Genomic DNA, 1996 nt, shown 5'->3' on the forward strand with positions numbered 1-1996 from the left:
GTTTGTATCCCTCAGCCAGCTGTTTCAGTACGTCCATGGCCCTTGCGACTAACTGGTCCATTGAATCGGCGGTGGCCACGTACAAATAGCTTCCAGTATCAGAAATGGTCAGGGCTAGTTGATTATTCATCCTTTGTATTTTTGCAAACACGATATGTCCGACACAGGGGGAGATGCTAAACAGAACATTAGTATCTGCCCCTGCGGGTAACTGAGCTGCCTTCGCATTGAACGCTGCAACCATCTTTGACAGCACTGACCGGATTGTAAGAAATGGTTCTCCACCATAGACTCCAAGCCCAAGTCGCTCAACTTTCTGGCCAATTTTATTAAGGTACTGACTGCCTGTTTTCAGTCCCAGGCTACGCCATAAACCTTCGCGGCCAGTTGCAGTCGTACTTATACCCGCAAGTTCCTGTAGGAAGGTCCTGACAAGAGCGGGTAATCGAGCATATCCGGCACCCAGGAAAACAGCATTGACCAGAGCATTTAAAGAGCTGCTAACAGAAATTCCAAAGTGGCTGGCAACGGTCAATGACACGACATCCCCCAGACATATGCCTTCAACTTCTTGCTGATCACGCATCATTAGTCTCAAAGGGTTCCATATCAAAGAGAAATCGATGACATCTCTTATAATCGTCATAGCTGGCAGATTGGGGGCCCCCAGAGATATCCGTTGGAGACGCAGCATCAAGTCACGAACCATAGCCCTGAGCGCTTGCATCATGTCCATATGTTGTGGCGGAGCATTTTCGCTAACAAAAAAGAGGGTGTTAACTTTAAACACTGCTCTACCAAGTGCCTGATAGTCTTGATGCCATATCGAATCAAAGACCTCGTACTCATATTGCGCCAAATAATTGGCCATCCCCAGCGGCTGACGGAGTTGATTGGCAAGCGCTATTGCATCCGGGCCTCCTGCAACGCCACGCTGCACCGTAAGGGTAAATTCATTGCGCATTGCAGAAAAACCCCGTAAAAACTCCAACAGTTGCGGGACCATGTTGTCTCTCGCAACTGCATCTTCCGCCCCTAGCAGCAGCCTGATTCTGCTTAAGAAATCCTGCTGGGAAAAGATCATTCTTTTTGAACGATGGTGATGGGCTACTGTCGTTGTGCCAGTGGTCGAGGTAGGCGCAATTGTGGTGTTGAACTCATGAATAATATCATCCACCCCGGCGGCTACGATATCGAAATAGTGACGAGCGACATTAGGGAAAGTGGCATTAGGGAAAGTGGCATTAGTGAACGTGCCATTGAGCGTTTGGGCGAAGGCTTCAATGCCCTCGAGCAGCATATATCCGGCAAAATCCCTGGCACTTTCCTTAACAAAGGTGACTAATTCCGTGAAGTTAAGGGCCGGAAACAGTTGTTGAAAGTAAACCAGGTCATTTTCGAACATGCCGAGATTGGTTGATTTGCCCATGTCGTCGACTATGGCGGTCAGTTGCTGCTCCAGTGTTAAATTGGTAGCGACCATCGAACTGGACAGGGCCTGGGTAGTCCTGGCGGGCGCGATGTCGGTGATGCCGCCCAATGAATGTGTCGGGATAATACTGTCAGTCCAGGGTGGCAGGGTGTTAACCAGTGAGGGAGTGCTGGCCGTTAGTAGTATCGTGCTGTTGGCAATGCTTGCAGAGGCAGAATCCTGAACAGTCGGGCTTGCAGAAGCAGAATCCTGAAAAGTCGGGCTTGCAGAAGCAGAATCAACAACAGTCGGGCTTGCATAATTAAACGACGCCGTACTCATACCAATCGGGCTGGCAAAAACCGAAACAGAATCGGGATTGGCCGTTGTTGACGTTGCTGATGCATTGGCAGCAACAGCGCCCTTGCTGGAACCGGACAGGCTGGACCGGGCTGGGAAAACCGTGGTGGCATTCATGGCCGTTGCCGAACTGTGCAGCGAAGGCAATGAATACATACCCGTTGCATGGGTAGAGGCGGCACTGTTCACCGAGGCGGATAACCCCATGGACGTTGCCATGGACGT

The 1996-nt window shown here is 50.4% G+C and carries 1 protein-coding gene; it reads right to left on the reverse strand.

The genetic code is table 11. The features are described 5' to 3' along the window. Positions 1-1888 (reverse strand): hypothetical protein (locus KDK14_RS02650; RefSeq protein ID WP_257263474.1); only part of this gene is annotated, 1888 nt, incomplete at its 3' end. Positions 1889-1996: the final 108 nt, after the last annotated feature.

Origin of the sequence: Endozoicomonas sp. ONNA2, assembly GCF_024606365.1 — a bacterium.
Lineage (GTDB): Bacteria > Pseudomonadota > Gammaproteobacteria > Pseudomonadales > Endozoicomonadaceae > Endozoicomonas.